This window comes from Kribbella sp. NPDC050124 (genome assembly GCF_044460355.1).
Taxonomy (GTDB): Bacteria; Actinomycetota; Actinomycetes; order Propionibacteriales; family Kribbellaceae; genus Kribbella.
Map to the genome: position 1 here is coordinate 107,561 of NZ_JBITJU010000027.1, position 22,228 is coordinate 129,788.

23 protein-coding genes and 1 pseudogene are annotated in these 22,228 nt (G+C 67.4%); 8 read left to right on the forward strand and 16 right to left on the reverse strand.

What is annotated here, in order from left to right; all coding sequences use genetic code 11:
• Window positions 1–23 precede the first annotated feature (23 nt).
• The 16 genes from ACIBL3_RS39895 to ACIBL3_RS39970 all read right to left on the reverse strand — a co-directional run bounded on the left by ACIBL3_RS39895 (window position 24) and on the right by ACIBL3_RS39970 (window position 14,406).
• Window positions 24–920, reverse strand: a complete 897-nt coding sequence (locus tag ACIBL3_RS39895; protein WP_396359173.1) for a cytochrome c biogenesis CcdA family protein — start codon at window positions 918–920, stop codon at window positions 24–26.
• 15 nt (window positions 921–935) lie between these two features.
• Window positions 936–1,565 carry a redoxin domain-containing protein gene (locus ACIBL3_RS39900; RefSeq protein WP_396359174.1) on the reverse strand — a complete coding sequence of 210 codons (630 nt, stop codon included), beginning with the start codon at window positions 1,563–1,565 and terminating at the stop codon, window positions 936–938.
• 197 nt (window positions 1,566–1,762) lie between these two features.
• Window positions 1,763–2,737: an alpha/beta fold hydrolase gene (locus tag ACIBL3_RS39905; protein ID WP_396359175.1), complete on the reverse strand. Its 975-nt coding sequence runs from the start codon at window positions 2,735–2,737 to the stop codon at window positions 1,763–1,765.
• 51 nt (window positions 2,738–2,788) lie between these two features.
• Window positions 2,789–3,562, reverse strand: coding sequence for a hypothetical protein (locus ACIBL3_RS39910; protein ID WP_396359176.1), 774 nt, complete (start codon window positions 3,560–3,562; stop codon window positions 2,789–2,791).
• Window positions 3,563–4,437: 875 nt separating this feature from the next.
• On the reverse strand, window positions 4,438–5,103 hold the full coding sequence (locus ACIBL3_RS39915) for an MBL fold metallo-hydrolase (protein WP_396359177.1): 666 nt from the start codon (window positions 5,101–5,103) through the stop codon (window positions 4,438–4,440).
• On the reverse strand, window positions 5,103–6,203 hold the full coding sequence (locus ACIBL3_RS39920; protein WP_396359178.1) for an S-(hydroxymethyl)mycothiol dehydrogenase: 1,101 nt from the start codon (window positions 6,201–6,203) through the stop codon (window positions 5,103–5,105). Before ACIBL3_RS39920 ends, ACIBL3_RS39915 begins: the two co-directional genes overlap by 1 nt.
• Window positions 6,204–6,329: 126 nt before the next feature.
• Window positions 6,330–6,749 (reverse strand): DoxX family protein, encoded by a 420-nt coding sequence (locus ACIBL3_RS39925; RefSeq protein WP_396359200.1) that lies wholly within the window; start codon window positions 6,747–6,749, stop codon window positions 6,330–6,332.
• Window positions 6,750–6,887: 138 nt separating this feature from the next.
• Entirely contained in the window at window positions 6,888–7,256 is a 369-nt protein-coding gene (locus ACIBL3_RS39930; protein ID WP_396359179.1) for a DoxX family protein, read from the reverse strand.
• Window positions 7,257–7,292: 36 nt separating this feature from the next.
• Window positions 7,293–8,402: an alcohol dehydrogenase catalytic domain-containing protein gene (locus tag ACIBL3_RS39935; RefSeq protein ID WP_396359180.1), complete on the reverse strand. Its 1,110-nt coding sequence runs from the start codon at window positions 8,400–8,402 to the stop codon at window positions 7,293–7,295.
• Window positions 8,403–8,435: 33 nt separating this feature from the next.
• Window positions 8,436–8,753, reverse strand: a complete 318-nt coding sequence (locus ACIBL3_RS39940) for a 2Fe-2S iron-sulfur cluster-binding protein (RefSeq protein WP_396359181.1) — start codon at window positions 8,751–8,753, stop codon at window positions 8,436–8,438.
• Between the two features lie 35 nt (window positions 8,754–8,788).
• Window positions 8,789–10,030, reverse strand: coding sequence for an NAD(P)/FAD-dependent oxidoreductase (locus ACIBL3_RS39945; RefSeq protein WP_396359182.1), 1,242 nt, complete (start codon window positions 10,028–10,030; stop codon window positions 8,789–8,791).
• Window positions 10,027–10,584 carry a cupin domain-containing protein gene (locus ACIBL3_RS39950; RefSeq protein WP_396359183.1) on the reverse strand — a complete coding sequence of 186 codons (558 nt, stop codon included), beginning with the start codon at window positions 10,582–10,584 and terminating at the stop codon, window positions 10,027–10,029. The genes ACIBL3_RS39945 and ACIBL3_RS39950 overlap by 4 nt, the downstream gene beginning before the upstream one ends.
• Complete coding sequence (locus tag ACIBL3_RS39955) at window positions 10,577–11,236, reverse strand: 4-carboxy-4-hydroxy-2-oxoadipate aldolase/oxaloacetate decarboxylase (RefSeq protein WP_396359184.1); 660 nt, start codon at window positions 11,234–11,236, stop codon at window positions 10,577–10,579. The genes ACIBL3_RS39950 and ACIBL3_RS39955 overlap by 8 nt, the downstream gene beginning before the upstream one ends.
• A 14-nt stretch (window positions 11,237–11,250) precedes the next feature.
• Window positions 11,251–12,162: an ABC transporter substrate-binding protein gene (locus ACIBL3_RS39960; RefSeq protein WP_396359185.1), complete on the reverse strand. Its 912-nt coding sequence runs from the start codon at window positions 12,160–12,162 to the stop codon at window positions 11,251–11,253.
• Window positions 12,163–12,196: 34 nt separating this feature from the next.
• Window positions 12,197–13,225, reverse strand: a complete 1,029-nt coding sequence (locus ACIBL3_RS39965) for an amidohydrolase family protein (RefSeq protein ID WP_396359186.1) — start codon at window positions 13,223–13,225, stop codon at window positions 12,197–12,199.
• Entirely contained in the window at window positions 13,222–14,406 is a 1,185-nt protein-coding gene (locus ACIBL3_RS39970) for a cytochrome P450 (protein WP_396359187.1), read from the reverse strand. The genes ACIBL3_RS39965 and ACIBL3_RS39970 overlap by 4 nt, the downstream gene beginning before the upstream one ends.
• A 359-nt stretch (window positions 14,407–14,765) precedes the next feature.
• Here ACIBL3_RS39970 and ACIBL3_RS39975 point away from each other — a divergent pair, with 359 nt between their 5' ends.
• The 8 genes and pseudogenes from ACIBL3_RS39975 to ACIBL3_RS40010 all read left to right on the forward strand — a co-directional run bounded on the left by ACIBL3_RS39975 (window position 14,766) and on the right by ACIBL3_RS40010 (window position 21,894).
• A complete protein-coding gene (locus tag ACIBL3_RS39975) occupies window positions 14,766–15,572 on the forward strand; it encodes an ABC transporter ATP-binding protein (protein ID WP_396359188.1) in 807 nt (268 codons plus the stop codon).
• Complete coding sequence (locus ACIBL3_RS39980; protein ID WP_396359189.1) at window positions 15,569–16,324, forward strand: ABC transporter ATP-binding protein; 756 nt, start codon at window positions 15,569–15,571, stop codon at window positions 16,322–16,324. Before ACIBL3_RS39975 ends, ACIBL3_RS39980 begins: the two co-directional genes overlap by 4 nt.
• The gene (locus tag ACIBL3_RS39985; RefSeq protein ID WP_396359190.1) at window positions 16,321–17,202 is read left to right on the forward strand and encodes a branched-chain amino acid ABC transporter permease; all 882 of its coding nucleotides are present in this window, start codon (window positions 16,321–16,323) and stop codon (window positions 17,200–17,202) included. The genes ACIBL3_RS39980 and ACIBL3_RS39985 overlap by 4 nt, the downstream gene beginning before the upstream one ends.
• Complete coding sequence (locus ACIBL3_RS39990) at window positions 17,199–18,233, forward strand: branched-chain amino acid ABC transporter permease (protein ID WP_396359191.1); 1,035 nt, start codon at window positions 17,199–17,201, stop codon at window positions 18,231–18,233. Before ACIBL3_RS39985 ends, ACIBL3_RS39990 begins: the two co-directional genes overlap by 4 nt.
• Entirely contained in the window at window positions 18,220–19,422 is a 1,203-nt protein-coding gene (locus ACIBL3_RS39995) for an ABC transporter substrate-binding protein (protein ID WP_396359192.1), read from the forward strand. Before ACIBL3_RS39990 ends, ACIBL3_RS39995 begins: the two co-directional genes overlap by 14 nt.
• A 66-nt stretch (window positions 19,423–19,488) precedes the next feature.
• Window positions 19,489–20,091: a TetR/AcrR family transcriptional regulator gene (locus ACIBL3_RS40000; RefSeq protein WP_396359193.1), complete on the forward strand. Its 603-nt coding sequence runs from the start codon at window positions 19,489–19,491 to the stop codon at window positions 20,089–20,091.
• A gap of 902 nt (window positions 20,092–20,993) precedes the next feature.
• Window positions 20,994–21,251, forward strand: a pseudogene (locus ACIBL3_RS40005) (aldo/keto reductase); the annotation flags it as partial.
• Entirely contained in the window at window positions 21,181–21,894 is a 714-nt protein-coding gene (locus ACIBL3_RS40010; RefSeq protein ID WP_396359194.1) for an aldo/keto reductase, read from the forward strand. The pseudogene ACIBL3_RS40005 and the gene ACIBL3_RS40010, both read left to right, overlap by 71 nt.
• The last annotated feature ends 334 nt before the right edge of the window (window positions 21,895–22,228 follow it).

Below are 22,228 nucleotides of genomic sequence, written 5' to 3' on the forward strand. Positions count from 1 at the left end.
ACGCACATCGGTAGGACTACCCATCAACCGGCCGACCCGCCGGTATCAGCGGAATCCGCGCGCTCCTCAGTGAGCCGACGTAGGCGCCTTGCGCGGCGAATTGTGATGGCCGCGATGAGCAGTAGGACTACGAAGAGGACAGCAATCGTCGGCACGCCGAGGTTGCCGAGGGTGTCGGCGATGCGGGTCTGCAGTTTGCCGGCAGCATCGATGACGGGGTCGGTGGTGGTCGTTCCGCGGAAGACGCGGATCTCGTACCAGCCGTAGTAGGCCACATAGGCGCCGGCGAGGAGCAGCAATCCGCCGCCGGCGCGTGCTGCAATGGCGCCGAGTCGGCGGATTCGGCCGATCGTCTCCCGACGTGCCAGGGCCACAGCCAGGGCGGCGACGCCTACGATCAGGCCCATCCCGGCGGAGTAGGCGCCGAACAGGGCAACTCCGGCTGCGGTCGAGTCGGTGCGGAAGGCCGAGACGACGATGGCGAGGAACGGTCCGATCGTGCACCCGAGCGAGGCGATGGCGTAGGCGCCGCCGAACAGTGCCATCGAGGAGGCCGACCGGGTGACCGCCGGACCGCGACGTAGCTTCGGGATCAGCGCGGGGAGTTCGCGGCCTGCCAGTAGCCAGCCGCCGGCGGCGGCCAGCAGGAGCCCGAGGACGATGGTGACCCAGGGCAAGTGCTGCTGAATCTGGCTGGCGGCGGGTGCGACGACCAGGCCGAAGACACCGAAGACCGCGGCGAACCCGGCCGTCATCGCGGCGGTCGCCGCCAGGGCGCGGCCGATCGCGACGCCCCGGGACGGAGAGTCGTCGCCGACCACCAGCAGCGTCAGGTAGGCGGGAAGCATGGCGAATCCGCACGGGTTGACTGCTGCGAGCATCCCCGCCGCGAGTGCCAACGCCAGGGGTACGTCGCTCATCCGGTCGTGGACCCCTCAGCCGACCAACTCGGCGAGCTTGTCGGACAGGCCCTTGCCGGCCGGCAGGTTCCCGGCGAAGACCTTGTTGCCGGCAGCATCCAGAACGACGTACGTGCTCTGCTCGGTCACCGCGAACCGCTCCCAGACGTCGCCGGCCTCGTCGGACAGGTGCGCGAAGCCGCCCACGTTCTGATCGACGACGAATCCCCGCATGGCCTCGGGGTCGTCAAGTCCGGCGACGCCGACGATGGTGGCCTTTCCCTGGTATTCCTGCGCGACCTTGGCGGTCTCAGCGGCCTGAGCGCGGCACTTGGGACACCACGGCGCCCAGAACCACAAGACGGCCGGCTTCCCCGCCAACGTCGCTCCGTCGAACGTCATGCCGTCCAACGTCGTACCGCTGAATCTCAGCGCTTCTGGTACGGCGGCCGACGCCGACGCCGACGCCGACCCGGCGGGGGAGCGCGGCACGGAGGCGGTCGCCACTGCTGACGGAGTGGTCGCAGACGCCTGCCCGGCCCGGCTCGGGCTGGTGGCGGCCGGCTGTCCCGCCTGGCCGGACGGTTCCGCGGCGTCGGCTCCACAGGCGGTCAGGGGGAGGAGAGCGACAAGGGCGGTGGCCGACGTGAGTCGTCGTACGGGCATCGAGTACTCCAGGAGGCGGGGATTCTCACCCTAGTTCGCCGCTCCCCGGGTGGATCCCCAACAGCCTTACGGTGCGCTAACCTTTTCGCCGGACTGAGCGATCCCCGCCATCCATGGCCGCCTGCGCCAGACCGTCACAGAGCCTCAAAGCGCGGTCGATCCGCCGTGCACGCCACCGGATGCGGTGCCGCGTCGCTCTACCGGTCGTGAACCGGTGGGCCACACCAGTCGATGACCGTGCGAGCGTACTCGGCGGGGACTTCGAACGGCGGGGCGTGGCCAACGTGGTCGAGGACCACCAGGTTCCAGTCTGGCCGCCGCGCCATCCAGTCATCGATCGACGCACGGGGAGTGAGGCGATCCTCGTCGCCGCAGACAAAGAGAGTCGGCGATGCGACCTGGCGCATCGCGTCGAGCACGGGTCGCCGCCGGACGAACATCAGCGATATCAGCGAGGCATACACCGTGACCGCGCTGCCCAAACGCGTCGACTCGACCGCCGACATCTCGTCCCGCAGCAGACCGGCGAGTTCCGGCGACATTCTTGTCAGGTCACCGCCGAAGTTCCACTTGCTGCCCGCAACCGACGCGGGATCGCCCAGGGCCCGCAGCTTCGCAGCAACGATGCGCCGCCCCGAAACTCGGAACAGCACGCGGGCGACCGGTGCGACGATGGCCAACCCCGCCCTGCCGAGGGTTCGCCACCTGCGCGCCTCACCGTCGCTCAGCGGGGGAGGAAGCGCCGGCGCCACCAACACGAGCCTGTCAACGCGTTCGGGTGCCTGGTCGGCGAACAGCAACGCAATCGTCCCGCCCGCCGACCAGCCGTGAACCGTGACCCGATCGAGCTCGAGCGCGTCAGCGAAATCGCGCAGGCACAGCGCGTTCGCTTCGATGCTTGCCGCGCGCCGGTTCGGCAACGCGGTGTGCCCGGCGATCGTGCCCGGCAGGTCTACCGCGATCGCGTGCGCGTATGGTCGCAGTTCCGCGAGCACGTCGAGCCAGTTCGAGGCGCTGTTGGCCGGGTTGGGAACGAGCAGGTGAACCGGCACTTCCGACGTGCGCTTCTGATCAGTTGCCAGGTAGTGCACCTTCGTGCCGTGCACATCCACTGTCTCGCTGCGAATTCCCGACCAGCGAGCGGCGCGCTCACCCCAGTCGGTGTATTGCACCACCCCAGGCTATGCCCGTCGGCAGGGGCTTTGCCCGAAGCCCATGGCTGGTCAGGTTCCGGACTTGGTGGCGCCGAGGGCGTCTTGGGCTTTCTCGACCGCGGTGGCGGTGGCGCCGTCGATGTCTTCGGGGAGGCCGTTGATCACTGTGATGGCGAGGACGACGTCGTCGACGCCGGTGGTGATCATGGTGACCTCGAAGCCCTCTAGGGGCCCGGCGGTGGCGGTGAAGCGTACGGCGACGGGGTCGGTGCCGGCGTCGGGGGCTGCAACCTCGCGGACGCTGATCGGCGAGCTGCCCTCGCCGGGGACCTTCAGGGTCATCGTGCGGCAGGCGGTGACGGCTTGCTTGAAGGATTTCTGCAGTGCCAGGACGGCTGCGGGCGACCCCATCGCGTCGATGCTCTCGTCGATCCACGGGCCCTGTGCGCCGCCGGAGTACGACTGGCCGGCCGACGCCTTCGAGCCGGGCGGGTTGTCCGCGTTGGAGAAGGCGACGAGCTTCGCGCAGCGGGCGTCCTTCGACGAGACCGTGACATCGGAGTCGTCACCGCCCTCGTCCTTTTCGACGGAGAATCCCGGCGGCAGATCGGCCAGCGCGAGCAGCGCCTTGGCGAGCTGCGCCGCCGTCCGCGCCGGCTTGGCAGGCGGCGCCGATGGTACGGCGCTCGGTGTGGTCGCCGACGGGGTCGTGGTGGTCGGAGCCGGCGTCGACGAGGCCGCGGTCGAGGGTGCCGATGTCGCAGTGTCAGAGCCGCCGGAGCAGGCGCTGAGCACGAGCATCACGACAGCAACGCAAGCGGCGGCACGGAGGGACTTGGTCATGCGATTCTCCTGGTGTGCGGGCATGGGTCAGGCGTTGCCGACCAGACTTCCCGGCACACCAGAACAACGGATCGCTGACGCGAGGATGCCGAGCCATCAGGCACTGCACCTCCACAACACGCGATCCAGGCGGCTCGGGGACCGCCAGGATCGCATGCATTGACTACATCGTCCCGGCGACGCGGGTGTTACGGCGGATGCAGCCCACGCGCGAGCGTGGTCAGGTGACCCTCGTGCCCGGTTCGGCTACCGCGCTGGCACACCCACCCCAGGTCTACCTCCGTGAGGACCTCGTTACGTCGGCGGTGAACCGGTGGATCGGCCAACTCTTCGACCCGATCAATCGGGACGAGACCGTGACGACCCTGCTCGCCGCCGACGACAGCGGTTATGAGCACCTCAAGCACTCGGCCGTGCAGCGCGATCGCATCGCTGCGGCGGAAGTTGCAATGGATCGACTGCGGCGAGCGCTCGATGCCGGTTGGGATCCGGTGGAACTGCGTGATCAGTACAACGCGGCAGCGGCTGATAAGCGATCGGCTGAAAGGCGTTGGCGGCAACACAGAACGACCAAGGGACGAGTCGGGAGGAACTCGAGTCGCACATCGGTCGGCTGGGAGACATGTCCCAGGCCCTGGATCGGGCACACGGGGAACAGCTCACTGAGTTGTACGCCGCTTTGCGACTGACGCTCAGATATGACCACATCGAGAAGACTGTCGATGTGGAGGTCGATCCTATGGCCGACCGTGTGGCTAAGTTGCGTGTCCGAGGAGGAACACGCACCTTAACCACATGCCTCAGGCTCAACGCCTGAGCGGGACGAAGTGGCAGGCTTGAACGCCGGGCAGGCGCAGCTCGCTTGCAACCCCGGGCTAAGGAACTACTTCTTCACCAGGAAGCCGCTGTCGCGCCTGCACAGCGAACCGTGTCCTCTCGGCGCCGATCGTGGTGTCGGCGCCGTGGCCGGTGTGCACGACCGTCTCGTCGGGTAGCACGAACAGCTTCGTCCGGATCGACCGCTCAATCTGGTCGGCGTCGGAATACGACCGGCCGGTCGCGCCGGGCCCGCCCTGGAAGAGCGTGTCGCCGGTGAACAGGCAGCCGAGGTCGGGTGCGTACAGGCACACGGCGCCGGGCGCGTGGCCGGGCGTGTGCAGCACCTGGAGCGTCGTACCGCCGACCTCGATGGCGAGGCCGTCCTCGAGGTCGAGGTCCCAGAGGTGACCTTCGGCGTCCGTTAAGTGGGTCAGTTCCCACAGCGGCCTGTCGGCGGGGTGCAACATGATCGGCGCGACCACTCGCTCACGCAGTTCCGGTGCAACGCGGACGTGGTCGTCGTGCGCGTGGGTGCACACGATCGCCCTGACCCTGCGGTCGCCGATGACGGCGAGGATGGCGTCGACGTCGTGCGGCGTGTCGATCACCACGCACTCGGTGTCGTCGCCGATCACCCAGATGTTGTTGTCGACGTCGAAGGTCTGGCCGTCGAGGCTGAAGGTGCCCACCGCGGCGCCATGGTCGGCCCGCACCGGTGCCATCAGAGGAGGACCACCGAGCGGAGCACGTCGCCGTGGTGCATGCGTTCGAACGCCGCGTCCACGTCGTCGATTCCGATCTCCTCGGAGACGAACGCGTCGAGGTCGAGTCGGCCCTGCTGGTAGAGATCGACGAGCATCGGGAAGTCCCGGGTCGGCAGGCAGTCGCCGTACCAGCTGGACTTGAGGGCACCGCCACGGCCGAAGACGTCGATGAGTGGCAGGCCGGGAAGCGTCATGTCCGGCGTCGGCACGCCGACGAGGACGAGTACGCCGGCCAGGTCGCGGGCGTAGAAGGCCAGCTTCCAGGTCTCGGGCCGGCCGACCGCTTCGATGACGACGTCGGCGCCTTGGGCACCCTCGTGGTAGCCGGCGGCGATCTCCTTGATCCGCTCGAGCGGGTCCTCCAGCGAGGAGTCGATGGTGTGGGTCGCGCCCAGCTTCGCTGCGGTGTCCAGCTTCTTGGCGTCGATGTCGACGGCTATGATCGGCGACGCGCCGGCCAGGGCCGAGCCCGCGATCGCGGCAGCGCCCACGCCACCGCAGCCGATCACCGCGACGGACTTGCCGCGGGTGACGGCGCCGGTGTTGATCGCCGCGCCGAGGCCCGCCATCACGCCGCAGCCGAGCAGGCCGACGGCGGCGGCGCGGGCCGATGGGTCGACCTTCGTGCACTGGCCGGCGGCGACCAACGTCTTCTCGGCGAACGCGCCGATGCCGAGCGCAGGCGATAGTTCGGTGCTGTCCTCGAGGGTCATCTTCTGAGTCGCGTTGTGGGTGTTGAAGCAGTAATGGAGGTCGCCACGCTTGCAGGCCCGGCATTCGCCGCACACGGCGCGCCAATTGAGGATCACGAAGTCGCCGGGCGCCACACCGGTCACGTCCGGCCCGACGGCCTCCACGACGCCGGCGGCCTCGTGGCCGAGCAGGAACGGGAAGTCGTCAGTGATCCCGCCCTCGCGGTAGTGGAGGTCTGTGTGGCAGACTCCGCAAGCCTGCACCTTCACCACCGCCTCTCCCGGGCCCGGGCCTGGAACGTTGATGGCCGTGACCTCCACCGGCTGTCCCTTGCCGCGGGCGACCACGGCCTTCACCTGTTGCATCTGTCTCCTTTGTTGATTCGACGGCCGATACGGTCACCGGGCCATCTGCCCGGCCAGCCGCAGGCGAGTTCGGGTCCGGACGACCGATGACCTGCAGCACAGGTCGGCTGGTCAGTCCGGACGAGGTCAGGCTGCGGTCCGCTGGAGCCGTCGGTGGGCGAGGAGCCGGTCCACCGCCCATGCTCCGCCCCCGGAGAAGCCGAGCGCGAGCGCCGCCGCCGCGAGCACCATCACGAATTCGTAGCCACCCTCGGCTCCCCAGAAACCCTGCTCGGCGTGGACGAACCAGATGGCTCCCAGCATGTCGGCAGACAGGAGCATCCCCGCCACCGGCAGCACCGCACCTACGATCATCGCGAGTCCCCCCGCCAGCTCCACTACTGCGGCGGCGACGGCTGCAGTATGCGCGGCAGGCACTCCTACCTGCTCGAAGAACGCTGCCGTGCTGTCGAGGCCCATCCCCGAGAACTTCTGCCAGCCGTGTGCGACAAAGACGACCCCCACGGCCACACGGCCCAGGAGAAAGGCGAATGGCTGCACCTTCATGGTCACGAACGCCTCCTTGATGTGAATGATCGATGGTTCGGCGGCGCCGATGTCCGGCGGCCGTACGGTCTCGCGTGCGGTCTGCGGGCTCTGCGCACGTCGTGCCGTCCCCAGGGGGACTCCTCAGCGGTTGTCCTGCTAGCTGAACGCCACGGCGAGGAGGCCCCCCACGAGTCCGAGGTTCTTGAGGAACTGGATACGACCGGCCTTGCGTGCCTGAGGATCGTCCTCCTGCCAGAACGCGTGGCCCGCGAGCGTTGTGGGAATCATCGAAGCCACCAGAGCAAGTGCCGCGACCGTCGGATAGACGTGAGCGACGAGTACGACGCCGCCTGCGACCATCACGGCGCCATTCAGGCGGACGGCCCACTCCGGACGCGGGATGCCGAGCTTGGCCGCCATGGCGACACGCCCGCCCGGTGCGGAAGCCGCCTCGTAGCCGAGCCAGAGGAACGGGATGCCGAGCGCGGCGCTCGCGATCCACTGAGCGATTTCAGCGATTTCCATGGATGACCTCCTGGGTCGGAAGAGTGAGAACAAGCCTCAGATCTCGACGAGGTAGCTGGTGAATCCTCCATCGCCACTGGCCACGCCGGAGATCGCCTCGTTGATCTCGTCGAGCGGCCAGCTCTTCGGCTGGAGCACCGAGATGTCGACAGTGCCGCTGCGCAGCAGATCGGCAAGCTCGATCGCCTCGGAGACGGTGAACCAGACCGAGCCGATGAGTTCCATCTGCTCGTCCATCCACCACTTCACGTCGACGCCGAGCTCGCCGGCCGTACCGCCGATGTTGACGATCCGCCCGCCGCGTCGTACGCCGTACATCGCATCCTTGAGCGAGTCGAGAGAGGCGACCGCGCCGAGCGTGTCGATCATCGAGTCCGCTCCGATGCCACGGGTGCGCGACTTCACCCAGGACGCTGTGCCGCCGTGGAGGTTCGAGAAGATCTCGATGCGGCCGGGAGCCAGTGCCTGCAGTCGTTCCAGCAAGGGCAAGCCGCGCGCGACGGCGAAGATCCGTGCGGCGCCCAGCGCCAAGGCCAACAGGGTGACGCCGACTCCCAGGGTTCCCGTCGCACCGTTGATGATCAACGTCTTGCCTGCGAGTGGCGCCAGCTTCTTGACCGCCGCGTACGACGTCCCGAGGTAGCCGAGCCGGGTCGCCTGCCGGAACTCGAGGTTGTCCGGGAGCTTCACGAGGGCGCTTTGCGGCGCCCTCATGTACTCGCAGAAACCCCCGTGGGGATAACGTTCGAACATCTTGAGGCTGTTGGCGTTGTACCCGAAGTAGCCATTCAGCGTCCAGTAGCCGCAGTGCTGCTGCCGACCGTCCGCACAGGCGTGGCAGGCTCCGCAGGACCGCCCCGGGTTCACGTAGACCCGGTCGCCCGGCTTGACGTTCACGACGCCTTCGCCGACTTCGTGGACGACGCCGACCGGGTCGAGACCGAAGATCGCCGGGCGCGGGGGGAGCGGCATCTGGGGATACCAGGTCTCCCAGTTCGCCAGGACGTTCGCCAGGTTGGGCACCATGCCGCAACCCTTCACCGCCACGACGACGTCCGTGCCGGTGGCGTGGGGGCGCTCGACGTACTCGACCACCATTTCTTTGCCCACGGCATGCAACCGTGCGGCGCGCATCAGTTCGCTCATCGTTGTCTCCTCGACCGATTGGTCAGCACGGGGTCAGTCCTCGGGTGCGATCGTCACCCGGATGCCGTCCAGCGTCGGTCCGAAGACGAGCTGGCACGCGAGCCGGGAACTGGGCTCGAGATGATCGGACGCGTCCAGGAGGTCCTCCTCGTCCCGGGACTTGGTCGGTAGGTCCGCGACATCGGGCACGCCGTCGACGTAGACGTGACAGGTCGCACACGACAGGCAGCCGCCGCAGATGGCCTGCAACTCGTCGATGCCTGCGTTGCGGATGTTCTGCATGAGCGAAAGCCCTTCGCGGCCTTCGACGTCGTGACGCACACCATCTCGGGTCGTGACGAAGAACTGCATGACGTGATTCCTTCTGTGGAGGGGGTACGGCGTACCTACGCCGAGATGGCCAGTGCCTTGAGCGGCTGACGCTCGTCCGCGAGCAGGTCCGGAGGGACCCGCGTGCCGGCCTCAACGAGCTTGCGTCCCTGGATGTAGTCGCGGGCCGCGTTGATGCAGTCCAGCGCGATGACCACACCGTTCTTCAAGTAGACAAGGGAGAAGCTCCGGCTCCCGGGATGGCCACGAAGGACGACCTGGTCGTGCCCGGCACTCAGGCCGACGGTCTGCAGCCGTACGTCGTACTGGTTGGACCAGAACCATGGGACGAGACGCAAGGGTTCCGGCCGGCCGCTGATCGCCTTCGCGGCGGCATGGGCCTGCTCGTACGCGTTCTGCCGCGACTCGATGCGGATCCCGGGTCCGTTGCGCAGGATCGAGCAGTCGCCCACGCAGTAGATGTCCGGGATCGTGGTTCGGCAGACATCGTCGACCAGTACGCCGCTGCGGTTGCTCGTAGATTCCGCACCCGCGTCGAGGAGCGGCTGGATCGCCGGTTCCACGCCGATGCCTACGATCACCTGCTCGGCGTCGATCACCGTGCCGTCCGTGAGCCGTACGCCGATCACGGCGCCGTCGCGACCGAGGATCTCGGCGACTCCCATCCCGAGGTGCAGCCGTACGCCTTGGGACCGGTGCTCTGTCTCGTAGAAGCGCGACACAGGTTCCCCGGTGACGCGGGCGAGGACCCGGTCGAGTGCCTCGACGACGTCGACCTGCTTGCCCAGCTCGCGCAGCACGGCGGCCGCCTCCAGCCCGACGTAGCCCCCGCCGATCACGACGACGCGCTCGGTCCGGGGGAGGACCGCGATGAGCTGATCGCAGTCCGCCTTGGTGCGGATCGAACGAACACCGACCAGGTCGTGTCCGGGGCAGTCGAGGGCGCGCGGCACACCGCCCGCGGCCCAGACCAGGGTGTGATAGGAGATCACACTGCCGTCGTCACAGGTGACCAGGTGAGCATCGGCATCGACGGTGGTCACCCGTCGGCCGAGGCGGAGGGCGATGTGATGCGTCGCCCAGTAGTCCGCGGGACGAAGCAGGAGTTGGTCGAAGTCGTTCTTCCCGGCGAGGTACTCCTTCGACATGGCCGGGCGCTCGTACGGCGGCACCGGTTCAGCTCCGACCAGGCCGACGCTCGCGTCGTAGCCGGACTGCCGAAGGGAGATCGCGGTCTCGGCGCCGGCGTGACCTGCTCCGACGATCAGGCAGTCGAAGTGGTCCGTCTGGTCGGTCATCGCGGTGTACCGCCGATCAGGACGAAGCACATCGTCGCGGAGCGGCCGCGCTTGTTTCGCCAGGCGTGCCGGGTACCGCACTGGATCACCACGTCGCCGGTGCGCAGGTGCGTCGTCGCGCCGTCGTCCAGCTCCAGCCAGATCTCGCCGTCGAGGACGATGTCGTAGTCGACCGTGTCGGTCTGGTGCATCCCCGGCGCGTCGGGCTCGAAACGCTCGGCCAGCCCGGGAATGTACTCACGCTGCTCCGCGTCCGCGGCTGCCGGGTCGAACGTGGGGCACTCGAACGACGAGTCCGGCGGGAAGGTGACGATCATCAGCCGGGTCTCACCGGGGGCCGGGGAAACGTGCAGTCCTGGCGGTGCGGTCTCGCGCTCGTGCTGGGGCAGCTGCGGGACTGCCGCGGTCGCGTAGACGACCGAGGTCATCATGCCCGGGATCGAGGCGTAGTGGTGAGCGTTCGGGACCGGTCCATCGCTGAGGATGTCGGCCTTGCCCTCGCGGACCGCGGTCACCACGCGGCGTGGGACGTTCGGGTGCTCGAACCTATTCATACTTCAACCCCTTCGCTTCCAGACGGGAACGCATGGCGTTCACGTCGAGGCTGAGCCGGCCGCTCGCGTAGAGCTCTCTCTTGGTTGCCTCCATCGCGACGCGTTCCCGGGCCCGGTCGAGCACCGCGGCCGCCGTGTCCTGGGGGACCACGCAGACGCCGTCGTCGTCCGCGACGACGACATCGCCCGGCGCGATCAGGGCGCCGGCGCAGACAAGGGGAACTTGTACGTCGGCCAGGGTCTCCTTGACGGTGCCCTGGGCGCTGACTGTCTTGCTCCACACCGGGAAGCCCATCGCCCGCAGCTCAGCGACGTCGCGTACGCCGGCGTCGATGACCAATCCGCGTATTCCTCGGGCCATTGCCGAAGTGGCGAGGAGATCGCCGAAGTATCCGTCGTCGCACGGCGAGGTGGGGCTTACGACCAGGATGTCGCCTGGTTGTGCTTGCTCGAGCGCGACATGGATCATCCAGTTGTCACCGGGTGGCACCTCGCAGGTCAACGCCGGCCCCGCGACGGTCGTCCCGGATTGCAACGGACGCAGGCGCGAACTCAGCAGCCCTGTCCGGTTCTGCGCCTCATGAGCGGTCGCCACGCCCAACGCGGCGAAGCCGGCGCAGATGTCCGCATCGGTGCGCCCGACCTTTGTCACGACTCGCGCCATGGTCAGCCGGCCGGAACGAACGTCGGGTCGAGGACGCCGGCCGCGCTGTCGCGCTCGTCCGGGTCGAGCAGTCCGGCGCTGATCATCAGCTCGATCGAGACCTGCAGCGCCGACTGTGCGACCACGAGATCGGCCGGCCACATGCCCATCTCCCGCGTGTACGCCAAGCCCTCGGCCGCCAGTCCCGGATCATCGGGCGTCGTGATCCGCTGGTAGATCGGCAAGGTGGCGTCGTCCTCACGCGGATTGTTGACGGCCTGGTGGGCTTCGAGCAGCGCAGCCACGAGCTGCTCGACCGTGGCGCGGTTGCCCGACGTCCAGCGGGCGTTGGCGATGAGCGCGGCGAAGACGATCTCCGGGATGACGTCGTTCACCTCGCCGATGAGGCTGTAGCCCGTCCGCTCGGCGAGGAAGTTCCAGGGTGCGGGCTGGGGTGCGCAGTCGATCTCACCGTTGCGGAGCGCGGTCCATCTCGTGGTGTGCACGCCGGCCAGGACGAAGTCGTAGTCGCCCGGGTACGAGAGTCCTTCCCGCTGGAGCATCAGCTGCGTGTAGATCGCCGTACCTTCTGTGAGAGAGGACGTGCCGATCCGCTTCCCGCGGAGGTCGGCGATGCTCTTGATGCCGGGTCGCGCGACAAGGGACATCGGAAGCCTCAGGGCGTTGGCCGCGATGATGCGCAGGTCGCCGCCGGCGATGTAGTCGGCGATCGCGCCCTCGGGTGGCGTGATCGCGAGGTCGGCAGAGCCATCGCGAACGGCTGCGGTCGCCTTGTCCACCGAGCCGAGGCGCTGGTACTCGATCTTCAGGCCGTGCTGCTCGAAAAGGCCTTCGCCCTCGGCGTAAAAGACCGGTAGCCAGTTGAAACCCTGCGCGCCACCGGCGAGGCGCACAAGAGTGAGGTCAGTCGTCATCGTGGTACTCCAGTTCTTCGGATGCGGGCGGTTTTCAGCGCCGTTGTGCGGTGAGCAGCGCGTCGAGTCGGGGGTAGACCCGTCGGGCGTTGCCCTCGAAGACGGCATGACGCGTCTGTTCGTCCAGCCCGAGGGCGTCGATGTAGCGCGAGGTGTCGTCGAAGTCGTGCCCGGTTTCCGGATCCGTGGCGCGGACCGCGCCGAGCAGCTCCGAACCGAACAGGATGTTGCCCGGGTCGATGACACCGAAGAGGAGGTCGATACCTGCCTGGTGGTAGACGCAGGTGTCGAAGTAGAGGTTCTGCATCAGGTGTTCGGGCAACGAAGACTTGCCGAGCATCATCGCCAGGCCCCGGTAGCGGCCCCAGTGGTAGGGAGCAGCTCCGCCCCCGTGCGGGATGACGAGTCGCAGTGCCGGATGCCGTTGGAACAGGTCCCCCTCGACCAGCTGCATGAAGACCACGGTGTCGGCCGCGAGGTAATGGCCGCCGGTCGTGTGCAGGGCGCGCGTACACGAACCGGAGACGTGGATCATCGCGGGCACGTCCAGCCTGGTCATCGTCTCCCACAGCGGATCCCACCACGGGTCGTGGATCGGGGGAGCCGACCAGCGTCCGCCGGAGGGATCGGGATTGAGGTTGCATCCGACGAAGCCGGCCGCGACACAGCGCTCGAGCTCCTCGATCACGGGAACCAGGTCGCCGTCGACCGTCTGCGGCAGCTGACAGACGCCGGCGAAGTTGCGCGGGAAGAGTTCGCAGATCCGCTGGATCACGTTGTTGGACAGCTGGGCCCACTGGGTCGCGACGTCCTGCCCCGGCACGTGATGACCCATGCCTGACGCCCGCGGCGACAGGATGGTGAGATCCGATCCGCGCTCCTGCTGCAACCGCAACTGGTTGCTCGCGATAATGCCGCGCAAGGTGTCGTCGTCGACTTCGGAGTACTCCGGGCGCTCGTCCGATCGCCCTTCGGCGAAGGCGATCTGCGCCCTGCGGAAGGCAAGGAAGTCGGGTGGCTCCGTGGTGAAGTGGCCATGGCAGTCGATGGCCAACCCGCTCATGCGTCCCATGTCGCCGGAAGGTCCGAGACGCCACGGAAGCGCCAGCCCTTGGCCTGGACTTCACGGGTCCCGTCCAGCCGCAGGTTGGGCAGCTGGGTGAAGACTTCCTCGAGCGCGATCTCGCCCATCGCCCGCGACAACGCATGGCCCGAGCAGAAATGTGGCCGGAAGCCGAAGGACAGGTGTGGGCGCTTCCTGCGGAACAGGTCGAACCGGTCGGGATCCTCGAACCGGCTCTCGTCCCGGTTGGCAGAGGCCATCACGATCGCTACCGAGGAGCCGGCGGGGATGTGGGTATCCGCCACCACGACGTCCTCGACCGTGACCCGAGGAGTGACGCCGATGGGGGAGATCCATCGCAACCCTTCGTCGAAGGCGCGCAGGGCGTGCTCTTTCGGGGCGTTCGCGACGACCTGCGCCTGCTCTGGGTTCAGCAGTAGGCCCGCGCACGCGTTCGCCGCGGCGTGGCCAGGCTCTTGCAGGCCGCCGAGGATGATCACCTTCATAGTCGGTACGACGTCGTCGAAACCGCGGACCTGACCGTCAGGCATGCCGCCGTACATCACATGGCTCATCAATGTGTGGTCCGGCTTGGCCAGTGCTCGCTCGTAGAGAGACCCGAGTTGTCCGTCGATCTCGGCGAGCGCCCGGTCCAGGCGGTCCCACACGGACTGGTCGTCGTTCACGTTCTGCAGGCCGGCACTCATCGCGTGGAACCACTCGACGAGCGTCTCGTTCGGTGTCTCGGTCAAGCCGATGACGTTGCCGATGCAGCGAACCGAGATCGGCTCGAAGAGCTCGGTCGTGAGGTTGGCCTCGCCCTGAGGCTTCACCCCGGTGAGGAACTGTCGCACGACCGGGCGGGTCAACGCCTCGACGTACCCGCGGACCGCCTCGGCCGTGAGGTTCTCGTCGATGCCTTCGCGGAGCAGCGTGTGGTCCGCGCCGCTCATGCTCAGCACGTTCGGCATCCCCATCACGCGTGCCTCGGGGCGGTCCGGACTGCCGGACGGGCCGAAGACGCGGTCGTTCGAGCCCACCGCACGGCAGTCCTCGAAACGAGTCACGAGGTACTCCTTGGTGCCCTCGAAATAGGCGATCTCACGCTCCTGCCGGAGCCGTGCGTAGATCGGATAGGGGTCCCGGTACAGGTTCTCGCCGGTCAGTTCCGATGCAGACATTCAGACCCTCCTTGGGTCGGCCCCGTCGCGTTGGCAACGGTCAGCCCACCGGCCGCCGGCCTGGTGCGGGCTTGTCAACTGAGATACCAGATTGACTTTGGATACCGGACCGTATGTCACACCGATGTGACCGTCAAGACCCCGCGGCAATTGCGGTTTGGTGACGACGAGGCCGACGACATACGGCGGAAACTTCCCGGATTCGAACCGTTGACATGGGTTTCGGCCACAGATACCTTCCAGTATCTGAAGTCTGTGCGGTATGTCACAGGCGGAACCGATGCCTGCTCGCCCCCCGGCGCAGAGCACCCGCCGGCTCGGCTCGCACGTTCCTGCACCCCAAGAAGTGGGTTGATCCGATGAGCGACATGACCGTGACCGCCGTACCCGAGCCGACACTGCGGGTCGAGGCCCTCGGCGTGAACTTCCGAGGTGTTCAGGCGTTGCAGGACGTGACCTTCTCGATTCCCGCCGACGGTGTCTCGGCGGTGATCGGGCCCAATGGCGCCGGCAAGACCACCTTGTTCAACTGCATCAGTGGTGTCGCCCGCCACGTCGGCAAGGTCGAGCTCGACGGCCGTGACCTGAGCCGCGTTCGAGCCGACCGACGGGCGGCGCTCGGGATCGCGCGGACCTTCCAGACGCCGCTGCTGATCTCTGAGCTCCCCGCTCGCGACAACGTCCTGCTGGGTGCGCACGCCCGGATGCGGGCGGGTCTGCTCGGGTCGATCATGCGGCTGCCCGCCGTCACGTCAGAGGAGACAGCACTGCGTGCGCGCGCCTCCGAGCTGCTCGAGCTGTTCGGTCTCCCACCGGCAGATCGCCGTCCGGTCGACAGTCTCGCGCACGGCGATCGACGCAGGGTCGAGGTAGCCAGGGCCTTGCTGGCCGAGCCCCGTCTTCTGTTGCTCGACGAGCCGGCCGCCGGCCTCGGTGCTGAAGAGGCTTCCGAGCTGCTTGCCGAGGTCGAGGCCCTCGCCGCAACCGTCGGTACGACGTGCGTCCTGGTGGAGCACGATGTCGGGCTGGTCATGCGAGTCTCACGACACGTGGTCGTCCTGGACGCCGGCCGACTGCTCGTCGCCGGTTCCCCGGCCGACGTAGCCGCCGATCAACGGGTGATCGCGGCGTACCTGGGCGACGACTGGTCGGAGGTCGAAGCATGACCTCAACACTGCTGCAGACGCGGGACCTCGTGGCGCGGTACGGAGCCGTCGAAGTGCTGCACGGTATCGACCTCACGATCTCTGACAGTGAGATCGTGGTCGTGCTGGGGCCCAATGGGGCCGGCAAGACGACGCTGCTGCGAGCGATCTCACGCGTCGTGTCCACCCGCGGCGAGATCGAACTGGCCGGAACGAACGTGGCCGGCTGGACGGGCGCACGGATGGCGCGTGCCGGTGTCGGACACGTGCCGGAAGGCCGGGGAACCTTTGCCGATCTGACCGTGGAGGAGAACCTCCGCCTCGGCAGTCTGGCCCGCCCGCGCAGGCTGCGGTCGTCGACCCAGGCCGACCTCGCGCACGTCTACGAGACGTTCCCGGTCCTCGCGAACCAGAAGCGGTGTGTGGCCGGCGTGATGTCGGGCGGGCAACAACAAATGCTGGCGGTGGGTCGGGCGCTCATGGCACGTCCGCGACTGCTGCTCATCGACGAGCCGTCCCTGGGGCTGGCGCCCATTCCGACCCGGGAGCTCTTCGAGGTGCTCGCCCGGCTCAGAACCGACTGGTCGACATCGCTGGTGATCGTCGAGCAGAACGCGCGGTTGTCGCTGGCGGTCGCCGATCAGGTGGTCGTCCTCGCAGGCGGTCAGGTCGCGGCAGCCGGACCGGCAGCAGAACTCAGCGATGGCGACGCCATCAAGCGTGCGTACCTGGGCGAGCCCGCCGGGACGGAAGGGATCGGTGCCTCGACATGACCGAACTACTGCAACAGATCCTGGACGGACTCAGCTCCGGCCTGGTGTACGGCGTTCTCGCTCTGGCGCTGAGCGTCGTCTTTCAGGGAGCAGGCCTGCTCAACTTCTCTCAGGGAGCGATGGCGACCCTGTCCGCCTACGTGATGCTGATCCTGTTGCAAGCAGGGTTGAGCTTCTGGCCGGCCCTTCCCGTCACCGTCGCTGTCTCAGCGGCGGGCGGGGCGCTCGTCGAGCGAACGCTGGTACGGCGCCTCGAAGGGACCGGCGAACTTCCCCTGCTCACCCTGAGCGTCGCCTTGTTGCTGGGCCTCAACGCCACCATGGCAGTGATCTGGACGACCGATCCGCGGACGTTCCCCAGTCCGTTCGGCGAGGGACTGATCGAGTTCGCGGGGCTGCGTCTCACGGTGCAGCAACTCGGGTCGCTCATCACGTTGCTCCTCGTCACGGCGGCGACGGCGTTCCTGTTCAATCGCACCACGATCGGGTTGCGGCTGCGCGCCGTCGCGCAGAACCCCTCCTCTGCGACGCTGCTGGGCCAGCACCAAGGACTTTGGCTCATGGTCGGCTGGGCGATCGCGGCGGCGGTAGGCGCATTCGCCGCGGTCGTCGCGGCGCCGGTCCTCACTGTGTCCCCGGGGATGATGAGCTTTCCCTTGCTGCTGGCGCTCGCAGCGGGAACGCTCGGTGGGTTGTCGAGCCGCGTGGGAGCGTTTGTCGGCGGCGTTCTGATCGGCATCGTCAACAACCTCGCCGGTAGGTACGCGCCCGGCCTGCAGGGAGACCTGGCCATCGTCGCACCACTCGCTCTCACAGCAGTGGTGGTCGCGATTCGCCCGGCCGGGCTGTTCGGCAAGACGAGGACGGTGCGGGTATGAGCGCGGAAACCGGCTGGGCGGGCCGAGTCGGCTGGACCGCCGGTGCAGCGATTGCAGTGGTCACGCCATTCGTCATCTCGGACTACGACCTCCTCGACCTGACCCGGGTGCTCACGATCGCCATGGCCGTTGCGGGGCTCAACCTGCTCCTGGGGCACTCGGGCCAGATCAGTGTCGGCCATGGCGCAATCTTCGGGCTCGGCGGCTACTCGGCCCTCATTCCGGTTGCCACCTACGGATGGCCGTGGTGGGCCGGTGTTCTCCTCGCCGGCGTCCTGTGCCTTGCCTTCGGTCTGTTGCTCGGCATTCCCGCTCTGAGGATGGGCGGCGCCAATCTCGGGCTGCTCACCATCGCCGTCGCAGCGATCTTCCCGCTCCTCCTGATCCGGCTCAAAGCCCTTACCGGCGGGACGTTCGGCGTCTTCCTGGCGGGATCGCCGATCAAGCCGCCGCCGTGGACCGGTCTCACGACCGCCCAGTTCGGCTTCCTCGTCTGCCTGGCGTTTCTCGGCGTCACTCTGCTAGTGCTGCGTAACCTGGTCGCCGGCCGGATCGGCCGGGCTCTGGCAGCGGTTCGAACCAGCCCTCTGCTGGCGACGGCGAACGGCGTCGATGTCAACCGCACCAGGCTGATGGCCTTCGCCGTCAGCTCAACGGTCGCGGGAACAGGGGGCGCATTGTCGGCGCTGGTCCTGGCCATCGCCGTACCCGACAGCTATCTCCTCGACTTCTCCATCACGTTGCTCGCGGCAAGCGTCGTCGGCGGCAGCCGTACCTGGGCGGGATCCGTCATCGGTGCTGCCGTCGTCGTCTACCTGGCCACCTTTACCGACAGCGTCGTCGGCGGTGAAGCCGCCGGCAACTGGTCCCAGCTCCTGTATGCCCTCGCACTCGTGGTGAGCCTCACCGTCGCTCCCACAGGCCTCGCAGGTGCCGCCGTACGCGTCGCTCGGCGTCTCGCCGATCGGGCGACGGGGGAACCCCAGCCAGCCACACCCCGACCTGAAAGGATTCTCAATGAGCAGAGTTAGAAGCGTGGCGGTCGCAGTAGCGATGGCAGTCGTCCTGGCGGCCTGCTCCGGCCGAGGCAACAGCGACTCCGGACAGAGCGGGACTGCGGGCGGAGACATCGTGGTCCGTGCCAGCTATCCCCTCAGCGGCCCGCTGTCGTCGGCAGGGGCGTCCGCGGCCGGTGCGAAGGCCTACTTCGCCGCGGTGAACGATGCCGGCGGCATCAAGGGACGCAAGATCGACTTCGACGTGTCCGACGACGCCTTCGATCCTGCCCGCCTGGTGTCGAACAACAAGGAGTTCGTCCAGCGCGACAAAGCGATGATCGTGTTGAACTTCGGTGGTATCTCGGTCGCGGCGCGACCGGCGCTCGGCTCCGCCAAGGTCGCCCAGATCGTGCAGGGCGGAGAGAAGGAGCTCAGCGACGTCGGCAAGTTCCCTTACACGCGCGCCTTCGTCCCCGACATCGCGTGGGAGGGAGAGCTCCAGGGCCGATACATCGCACAGCAGATGCCCGGCGCCAAAGTCGGCTTCATCGGGTTCAACAACGCCTTCGCCGACAGCCAGCTCGCCGGGCTCGCTGCGGCCGGTATCAAACCCGTCAAGGCCATCCGGCTCCCACCCGGCCAGAGTGATGTCGCCTCGCAGGTGACCGAGCTGAAGGCGGCAGGGGTCGACGTACTGGTCGTGACGCTCGGTCCACCGACGATGGGTGCGCTGCTGTCCTACCTCGGCCAGATCAACTACAAGCCGAAGACCTTCATCGGCAGCCCGTATGCCGACTTCGCGAGTACCGTCAAACCAGCAGGCGCCAAGAACGTCGTCGGCGCGCTCTCCTACCAGTGGCTCAAGGATCCGCAGAATCCCGCGGTCCACGAAGGCAAGACACTGGTCGAGTACCGGGACCGGATGGCGAAGTACGCACCGGACGGGGACCCGAACTCGTCCTTCACCCTGACCGGGTACGGCTTGGCGGCTGCCGTCGTCTCGGCCCTCCGTGAGGCGAAGGAGGTCAGCGGCGACGGCTTCCTCGCCGCCTGGGACTCGCTGTCCGGTGTCGAGGACCCATTGCTGATCGACGGAGCGAAGCTGACCGGCGAAGCCGATGGCCGCCTCGTGCACCAGTACCGGCTGCACGAGTTCAACGGGACGAGCTGGGTGCCTCGTGGCGATATTGTGAATGTAGTCCAGGCCGGGATAGCCGGCTGATCGCGCGCTCGACGCCGGAGGCCCGCGGCCTCCAGCAGGCAACTCACGGACACTGCAGGAGGATTGATGGCGAGGCTGACACGAGAACAGAGTCAGGCACTCACGCGGGAGAAGCTTCTCCGCTCGGCGGCGCATGTCGTGGGACGTGACGGCTATGAGGGAGCCTCGGTCGAGCGTATTGCCGAGGAGGCGGGCTTCTCCAAGGGCGCCTTCTACTCGAACTTCTCGTCGAAGGAGGATGTTCTCCTGCAGCTGCTCGAAGGGCACGCCGGAAACGACGTGAAGGAGCTGTCGGAGCTCCTGAGCGACGTCACCGATCCTGCCGACGTGATCGAGGTCGTCGCCCAGTGGTCCGACGCGCGCGCCGCAGACCAGAAGTGGGGCATCATCGCCATCGAGTTCCTGCGCCGGGCGCGTCGCGATCGCACGCTGACGAAACGCAAGCGGCAACTCTTCGTCAGCCAGTGGAAAGACGTCGGTCACCTGCTGCTCGGCAAACTGGGCCTGGACCAGGACCCACCGATCACCGCCGTGGACCTCGGCGGCATCGTGATGGACCTGACGTACGGCGGCATCTCGAGCTATCTGGGCGTCAACACCTCGGGTCAGATGATTCGGCATGTGCTGGAGGCCTTCTACAACTCAACCCGATTGGCACACGCCGACTAGCGCTGCTCTGTTCCTGCGGCCGCCGATGCGTGGCCGGTGGTCGACGAGCGCTCGTACGACATGAAGCCGGCACCTCGGTGCCCACGGCAACGATCGCCATCGACGGTCAGATTCGTCACCCCACCGTGCCGCGCCCCAGCTACCGGCTGCTGTCACCGCAGCTATCGTCGAGCGCCGGCCATTCCCTGAATCCCGAGCGTTCCCTGCCATGCCGAGTGGGGCGCCGTCAGACCTTTCGCTTCAGCGCCAGTACTACTGAGATGGGCGCGAAGACCCCTGCAGCAGGTCGTCGCCACTTCCGTGGCCCGCCCAGCGTCCGGTCGGAGCAGTGTCGTCAGCACGCGGGCCGCAGTGGTCTGAGCCCATGCAGTTCGGGCCGAGCAGGACGAGGACACAGCCACGCGGTACCGCGAGATCGGCGCCGACCAGGGCCTGGCCTGCGTCTTGCCGGCTGGGAACGCTCGAGGCCTATTCACGTAGAGTGATCAAATCGCCACTAATAGTGTCCAGGAAGGAACACCTGCCTTAACCACACGCCTGGATCTGAGCGCCTGACGCCTGAGCCGAAACCCGGGTAGCTGCTGACCGGTGCGAATCGGTACGGACCACGCGCCGGCTCTGATTGAGCCCCTTCCCACCGCTGATTCCGGTCAGCCGCACCTCGACTGCCGCGACGACGCGAAGAACCCAGCCACCGATCTCACGGCACCCGTAGTTCTGGAGACAACGCTGCGCCGCCGTTGTCCACGATGGTTCACCGCGTTCTCGCCCGGCATCCTGGTGCTCCTGACTGGCCAGGAGATCGGCGGCACCTGATCCAAGCATTCGGACAGGCCGCCGGCTGCCCCTTCGCGGCCTGCAAGGATGGGCCCGTCCCCTTTGTCCCAGCGAATGAGCCAGTGATGGAGTACAGGGAACTCGGCCGGACTGGCCTGCGCGTGCCGAAGATCGGGTACGGCTCCTGGGGCGTCGGTGAGTCGAACTGGGTCGGCGCGACCGAGGCCGAGTCGGTCCGCGCACTGCACCGCGCGATCGACCTCGGGATCACCTTCATCGACACCGCACGCGGGTACGGCGAGAGCGAACGCATTGTCGGCACTGTCGTACGGGACCGGCTCGGCGACGACATCCACGTGGCGACGAAGGTGTCACCGAAGAACGGCCGGTGGCCGGCGCCGCAGGGTCTCGATCAGTTGGAGACGTTCCCCGGCGATCACATCCGGTCCAGCATCGAGGAAAAGTCTGCGGGTCTCCGGACTGGACGCCTTCGACGTGGTGCAGTTCCACGTCTGGAGCGACGACGACTGGTCGGCCGTGGCGACTGGCTGGAGACGGACGCGGCACTCAAGGACGTGGGCAAGTTCCGGCTCTTCGGGGTGTCGATCAACGACTACCAACCCGGAGAACGCGCTCGCCCTCATCGATACCTGCGCTGTCGACACGGTGCAGGTCATCTACAACGTCTTCTCCCAGCAGCCGGAGAGGCTGTTACCTGCCTGTCAGGAGCACGGCGTCGGCGTGATCGTCCGGGTAGCACTCGACGAGGGTGGGTTGACCGGCCGGATCACCGCGGGTTCGACGTTCCCCGACGGCGACTTCCGCAACGCCTACTTCCGGGGAGATCGCCCCGCGCAAGTCGAGGAGCACGTCAACGCTCTCGTCGCCGACCTCGGCATCGAGACCGACCAGTTGCCGGACATCGCACTGCGCTACGTCCTGGACAATCCAGCCGTCTCGACCGTCATCGCCGGCATGCGCAGTGTCCGCAATGTCGAACGCAACGCCGCCACCAGCGACGGCTGACCGCCGAACAGCACGCGATCATCAAGCGCCACCGCTGGGAACGCAATTTCTACGAGGCCGACTGAGCCGTCTCGGTGACTCACTCGCCGCGCGGGTGACGGAGTACGCGCGTACCGTCATGCCTACGAGTACTCAATGCCCAGCAGGCGGTGCCGACCAGTTTCGGCGCGACGCTGAACTGTTATCCCTCCATTGCATCGCTCCCATCCAGGCTGTCACTGACTTGATCCCGCAAGCCGTGAGCAATGATCAGAACCTGTGGATGGCCCTCGGCGGGGTGACATGAAGGAGCGCACCTTCCCGAGGAAGATCTGAAGCCCATGCAGTTCTGATC

What these genes read in the sequence shown, in the direction of transcription:
- ACIBL3_RS39895 (WP_396359173.1), bottom strand. Translation starts at nt 920, where the DNA reads ATGAGCGACGTACCCCTGGCGTTGGCACTCGCGGCGGGGATGCTCGCA.
- ACIBL3_RS39900 (WP_396359174.1), bottom strand. Translation starts at nt 1,565, where the DNA reads ATGCCCGTACGACGACTCACGTCGGCCACCGCCCTTGTCGCTCTCCTC.
- ACIBL3_RS39910 (WP_396359176.1), bottom strand. Translation starts at nt 3,562, where the DNA reads ATGACCAAGTCCCTCCGTGCCGCCGCTTGCGTTGCTGTCGTGATGCTC.
- ACIBL3_RS39915 (WP_396359177.1), bottom strand. Translation starts at nt 5,103, where the DNA reads ATGGCACCGGTGCGGGCCGACCATGGCGCCGCGGTGGGCACCTTCAGC.
- ACIBL3_RS39920 (WP_396359178.1), bottom strand. Translation starts at nt 6,203, where the DNA reads ATGCAACAGGTGAAGGCCGTGGTCGCCCGCGGCAAGGGACAGCCGGTG.
- ACIBL3_RS39925 (WP_396359200.1), bottom strand. Translation starts at nt 6,749, where the DNA reads ATGAAGGTGCAGCCATTCGCCTTTCTCCTGGGCCGTGTGGCCGTGGGG.
- ACIBL3_RS39930 (WP_396359179.1), bottom strand. Translation starts at nt 7,256, where the DNA reads ATGGAAATCGCTGAAATCGCTCAGTGGATCGCGAGCGCCGCGCTCGGC.
- ACIBL3_RS39935 (WP_396359180.1), bottom strand. Translation starts at nt 8,402, where the DNA reads ATGAGCGAACTGATGCGCGCCGCACGGTTGCATGCCGTGGGCAAAGAA.
- ACIBL3_RS39940 (WP_396359181.1), bottom strand. Translation starts at nt 8,753, where the DNA reads ATGCAGTTCTTCGTCACGACCCGAGATGGTGTGCGTCACGACGTCGAA.
- ACIBL3_RS39945 (WP_396359182.1), bottom strand. Translation starts at nt 10,030, where the DNA reads ATGACCGACCAGACGGACCACTTCGACTGCCTGATCGTCGGAGCAGGT.
- ACIBL3_RS39950 (WP_396359183.1), bottom strand. Translation starts at nt 10,584, where the DNA reads ATGAATAGGTTCGAGCACCCGAACGTCCCACGCCGCGTGGTGACCGCG.
- ACIBL3_RS39960 (WP_396359185.1), bottom strand. Translation starts at nt 12,162, where the DNA reads ATGACGACTGACCTCACTCTTGTGCGCCTCGCCGGTGGCGCGCAGGGT.
- ACIBL3_RS39965 (WP_396359186.1), bottom strand. Translation starts at nt 13,225, where the DNA reads ATGAGCGGGTTGGCCATCGACTGCCATGGCCACTTCACCACGGAGCCA.
- ACIBL3_RS39970 (WP_396359187.1), bottom strand. Translation starts at nt 14,406, where the DNA reads ATGTCTGCATCGGAACTGACCGGCGAGAACCTGTACCGGGACCCCTAT.
- ACIBL3_RS39975 (WP_396359188.1), top strand. Translation starts at nt 14,766, where the DNA reads ATGAGCGACATGACCGTGACCGCCGTACCCGAGCCGACACTGCGGGTC.
- ACIBL3_RS39980 (WP_396359189.1), top strand. Translation starts at nt 15,569, where the DNA reads ATGACCTCAACACTGCTGCAGACGCGGGACCTCGTGGCGCGGTACGGA.
- ACIBL3_RS39985 (WP_396359190.1), top strand. Translation starts at nt 16,321, where the DNA reads ATGACCGAACTACTGCAACAGATCCTGGACGGACTCAGCTCCGGCCTG.
- ACIBL3_RS39990 (WP_396359191.1), top strand. Translation starts at nt 17,199, where the DNA reads ATGAGCGCGGAAACCGGCTGGGCGGGCCGAGTCGGCTGGACCGCCGGT.
- ACIBL3_RS39995 (WP_396359192.1), top strand. Translation starts at nt 18,220, where the DNA reads ATGAGCAGAGTTAGAAGCGTGGCGGTCGCAGTAGCGATGGCAGTCGTC.
- ACIBL3_RS40000 (WP_396359193.1), top strand. Translation starts at nt 19,489, where the DNA reads ATGGCGAGGCTGACACGAGAACAGAGTCAGGCACTCACGCGGGAGAAG.